The sequence below is a fragment of the Neisseria sp. P0021.S007 genome, assembly GCF_051956855.1.
This window is the reverse complement of sequence record NZ_JBQCXA010001100.1, coordinates 1-531: the sequence shown is the minus strand read 5'-3', so window position 1 is coordinate 531 and position 531 is coordinate 1. Positions and strand designations below refer to the sequence as shown.

General features: G+C 45.4%; 1 pseudogene. It reads left to right on the top strand.

Annotated features, from left to right (window positions below):
• Positions 1-531 (top strand): annotated as a pseudogene (locus ACTHUR_RS17725) (hypothetical protein); the annotation flags it as partial.

The following is a 531-nucleotide window of genomic DNA, read 5'->3' as shown; positions in this document are numbered from 1 at the left end:
CTCTATTGCTATTGGTACAGGAGCTAAAGTAGAGGGAGATGCTGATTACAACAAATACAATATTGCAATTGGTAATAAAGCTCGATCAACCAATAGAGAAACAGTTGCCATTGGTAACAATGCAGATGGTTGGGGAACTGGTGGTGTTGCAATTGGTGGTGGTAGTAATGCATCCGGACGTGGTACGGCAATTGGTTATGGCGCAAAAGCTAGCGGCGTAGAAGGTTTAGCAACCGCTATCGGTAATGAATCAAATGCAAGTGGTCGTGGAGCGATCGCTATGGGTAATGGCGCAAAATCATCAGGAAATGATGCTATTGCTTTAGGCTTTATAGCTAATGCGAGTGGAGAAAATGCAGTTACTATTGGTGTACGTTCAGTTGCAAGTGGCCAAGCTTCTGCTGCTTATGGTATTCAAGCTCAGGCGACAGCCGAGCGCTCAATTGCTTTAGGGGTTGTATCTAAGGCAACAGGAGGTCATAGCGTTGCATTAGGTGATTCCTCAAGAGCATATGGGCATTGGTCTACTGC